Genomic DNA, 3,419 nt, shown 5'->3' with positions numbered 1-3,419 from the left:
CCTCGCGCCGCCCCTTCCGCGCCGCTGCGCCCCGCCCGGGGCGCCGGCCTCGACAGCGGGCCAGCCCGCCCCCGCCCCGGGGCGGGCCGCGCCGCCCCAGCCACGGAGATCCCCATGGAAGGCACTGCCTGGCTCGCCTCGGCGGCCGGATTCGCCCTCGCCATGTCGGCCACGCCCGGCCCGAACAACGCCCTGGTGGCGGCGACGGCGGCGAACTTCGGCCTCGCCCGCAGCCTGCCGATGGTCGCCGGCGTCGCCATCGGCTTCCCCGTCATGCTGGTGCTGGTGGCGCTGGGCGCCGCGCAGGTGCTGGACGCCCTGCCGCAGGCCCTGGCGGTGCTGCGCTGGGTCGGCGCCGCCTGGATGCTCTGGCTGGCCTGGGGCATCGCCACCGCGGCGCCGCCCGTCCCCGGCGCCGCCGCCGGCACAGGATCGACGCCGATGACGATGCTGCAGGCGGCGCTGTTCCAGTGGGTGAACCCCAAGGCCTGGATCATCGCCGCCGGTGCCGTCGCCACCTATACCGGCGGCGCCGGCGGCGTGCTGGGAGAGGCGCTGGCGCTCGCCCTGCTCTTCGCCCTGGCCGCCTTCGGCAGCCTGCTGGCCTGGGCGGCGCTCGGGCTCGGCACCGCCCGGCTCCTGCGCGGCCCGGCGGCGCTGCGCTGGTTCAACCGCGCCATGGCGGCGCTGCTGGTGCTGAGCCTGGTGCCGCTCTTCCTCTGACGCCGGGACGCGGATGGCGCGCACCGGCATCCCCGCATCGCGCGGGGCCCGCGGGGCGGCGACGCCGAACGCCATGGCCGTGCCGGCCGGCATGAGGCGCGGGCCTCCTGCGGCCGCCGCGCGCCCCGGCGATGAACCTGCCGGCCAGCGACGCTGCCGGACGGCGGGAGCCTCGGCGGCGGGCGGGGCGGCGCCTCAGCGCCGCTCCACCGGCTCCAGCCCCATGCGGCGGATCGCCGCCTGCGCCTCGGGCGAGGCGAGGAAGCGGATGAAGTCGCGCGCCACCGCCGGTTCCTTCGCGCCGGCGGACAAGGCGGCGGTCACGGTCACCACCTGCTGCACCGCATCCGGCAGCGGCCCGAGCAGCACCACCTTCGCCCCGTCCGGGCCCTGCAGCACCTCGGTGATCTCGCTCACCTGCTGCAGGCCCAGCTCCACCTCCCCGCGCGCGACCACGGCGGCGACGCGCTCCACCGTGATGCGGCGCGCCTTCGGCAGCACCTGGTCGGCGATGCCCAGGCGCTGCACCAGGTCCGAGGTGAAGTAGATGCCGGAGGCGCTGGAGGAGTAGCCGATCGACTTTGCGTCGAGGAAGGCCTGGCGCAGCCCCTCCACCGTCGAGATGTCGGGCTTCGGCAGGCCGGCCCGCTGCGCCACGCCGATGCGCGAGATGGCGATGTCGACGCCGCTGCCCGCCACCGCCAGGCCGCGCTGCACCAGCGGGTCGAGGCCGGCGCCGACCAGGATCAGCACATCCGCCGGCTCGCCGCGGCCGAGCCGGTTCGGCATCGCCTCCGGCGCCGTGCCCATCGAGGCGCCGTAGGTGATGTGCAGGCGATGGCCGGATTGCTGCTCGAAGATCGGGGCGAGCAGGCGGTAGCTGCCGGTGAAGGCGCCGGAGCTCATCACCTGCAGGTCCGCCGCGCCGGCGGCGCCGGGGTGCAGCGGGGCGAGCAGCAGCGCCGCGGAGAGCAGGCCGCGGCGGCCAAGGATGCGCATGGTCTGGCTCCTCCCAAGACGTCGCCGGCATTTCGCGGCAGGCCGGGCGGTGCCGCAAGCCCCTTCCCCGCGGCGCCGGCCCGGGTGCAGGCTGCGGCCCGGGGAAACGCCCGAGGGAGGCAGGGATGCGGCAGGGATGTCTGGCGATGGCGCTGCTCGGCCTGATGGCGACGGGCGCCATCGCGGAGGAACGCTTCCCGCAGCTGACGCCGGAGCAGATGACGCCGGAGCAGCGGCGCGTCGCCGAGGCGATCATGAGCGGCCCGCGCGGCCGCCTCTCCGGCCCCTTCAATGCCTGGCTGCGCAGCCCCGAGGTGGGCGACCGGCTGCAGCGCGTCGGCGAGGAGTTGCGTTTCCGCAGCTCCATCCCCGCGGCGCTGAACGAGTTCGCCATCCTGATCACCGCGCGCGAATGGTCGTCGCAATACGAATGGTACGCGCACCACCCGCTCGCGCTGAAGGCCGGCCTGCCGGACGGCGTGGCGACCGACCTCGCCCAGGGCCGCCGGCCGGAGGGGATGAGCGAGGACCAGCGCATCGTCTACGAGTTCTGCACCGAGCTGCACCGCAACCGCGTCGTCTCCGACGCCAGCTTCGCCGCGGCGAAGGCGCGCTTCGGGGAACGCGGCGTCGTCGACCTGATCGCGGTCAGCGGCTACTACGTGGCGGTGTCGATGACGCTGAACACCGCGCAGGTCGGGCTGCCCGCCGGCGTGGCGCCGCCGCTGCCCGACCTGCGGAAGTGATCAGCCGAAGGTGCGGAAGGCGAGCCAGAGCCCGACCAGGCCGAGCGCGGCCTGGATCACCGTGCGGAAGCGGGCATCCGGCATCGCCCGGCGCAGCCGCGTGCCCACCGCCATGCCGAGGAAGGCCGGCGCCACGCCGATGAGCGAGGCGAGGCCGAGATCGCGCGGCAGCAGCCCCTGCCCGGCCATGCCGGCCGCCAGCGCCAGCGTCGCCAGCAGCGCGCCGATGCCGAAGCCCTGCACGAAATGCTGCGGCGGCAGCTTCAGCGCGGCCAGGTAGGGCGCGGCGGGGAAGAGGAAGCTGCCGGTCATGCCGGTCAGCAGTCCGGCGGCGCCGCCGACCGCCGGCGACAGCCAGCGTTCCTGCGCCGTCCGCGGCGCCGGCACCTGCGGGCCCGCCAGCGCCAGCAGGGCCGAGGCGACCAGCAGCAGCCCGAGCAGGCCGGAGAGGAATTGCGCGTCCGACCGCGCCAGGATGCCGGCGCCGGCCAGGGTGCCCAGCACGGCGGCGGCGAGGAAGGGCCAGAGCCGCCGCAGCACCGGCAGCAGCGCCGGCCCGACCAGCGCCTGCCAGACATTGGTCGCCAGGGTCGGCACGATCATCAGCGCCATCGCCTCCGGCAGCGGCCGGATCAGCGCCAGCAGGCCGAGCGTGACGGTCGGCAGCCCGAAGCCCGCGAGGCCCTTCACGACGCCGGCGATGGTGAAGGCGCCGAGCACCAGGGCGGATTCGGCGGGATCGAAGGACGTCATGCGGCCGGCAGGCTAGCCGCAGGCCAGCACCGAGGATACGCCCGGCGCCGAAGCGTCGCGCCGCGCCGTCGCCAGGGGGGCGGGAGCGGGACCAGAGGCGGCCACTGCGGCCGCAGCGACGGCCGCAGCGACTGCCCCCGGGGCATGGCGCCCGGCCCGACCGCGCCGCGCCCGGCGCCGATCGCCGGCGGCCGCGCG

Annotated in this window: 4 protein-coding genes; 2 read left to right on the top strand and 2 right to left on the bottom strand. The window is 76.3% G+C overall.

The genetic code is table 11. The features are described from left to right. Positions 1 to 114: 114 nt before the first annotated feature. The gene (locus E2C05_RS29980) at positions 115 to 723 is read left to right on the top strand and encodes a LysE family translocator (protein WP_133223274.1); all 609 of its coding nucleotides are present in this window, start codon (positions 115 to 117) and stop codon (positions 721 to 723) included. A gap of 195 nt (positions 724 to 918) precedes the next feature. On the opposite strand, the gene E2C05_RS29975 is transcribed toward E2C05_RS29980, so the two are convergent. Then, on the bottom strand, positions 919 to 1,722 hold the full coding sequence (locus E2C05_RS29975) for a substrate-binding domain-containing protein (protein ID WP_133223273.1): 804 nt from the start codon (positions 1,720 to 1,722) through the stop codon (positions 919 to 921). 125 nt (positions 1,723 to 1,847) lie between these two features. Between E2C05_RS29975 and E2C05_RS29970 the strand changes: the two genes are divergently transcribed. Next, positions 1,848 to 2,468: a carboxymuconolactone decarboxylase family protein gene (locus tag E2C05_RS29970; protein ID WP_200306640.1), complete on the top strand. Its 621-nt coding sequence runs from the start codon at positions 1,848 to 1,850 to the stop codon at positions 2,466 to 2,468. Here the strand turns inward: E2C05_RS29970 and E2C05_RS29965 are convergent, their stop codons facing one another. Continuing rightward, positions 2,469 to 3,221 (bottom strand): sulfite exporter TauE/SafE family protein, encoded by a 753-nt coding sequence (locus E2C05_RS29965; protein WP_133223272.1) that lies wholly within the window; start codon positions 3,219 to 3,221, stop codon positions 2,469 to 2,471. Between the last annotated feature and the right edge of the window lie 198 nt (positions 3,222 to 3,419).

Origin of the sequence: Paracraurococcus ruber, from assembly GCF_004353985.1 — a bacterium.
Lineage (GTDB): Bacteria > Pseudomonadota > Alphaproteobacteria > Acetobacterales > Acetobacteraceae > Paracraurococcus > Paracraurococcus ruber.
This window is presented reverse-complemented; position numbering and strand designations above follow the sequence as displayed.

Coding starts and splice junctions, on each gene's coding strand:
- E2C05_RS29970 (WP_200306640.1), top strand. CDS start 1,848: ATGCGGCAGGGATGTCTGGCGATGGCGCTGCTCGGCCTGATGGCGACG.
- E2C05_RS29975 (WP_133223273.1), bottom strand. CDS start 1,722: ATGCGCATCCTTGGCCGCCGCGGCCTGCTCTCCGCGGCGCTGCTGCTC.
- E2C05_RS29980 (WP_133223274.1), top strand. CDS start 115: ATGGAAGGCACTGCCTGGCTCGCCTCGGCGGCCGGATTCGCCCTCGCC.
- E2C05_RS29965 (WP_133223272.1), bottom strand. CDS start 3,221: ATGACGTCCTTCGATCCCGCCGAATCCGCCCTGGTGCTCGGCGCCTTC.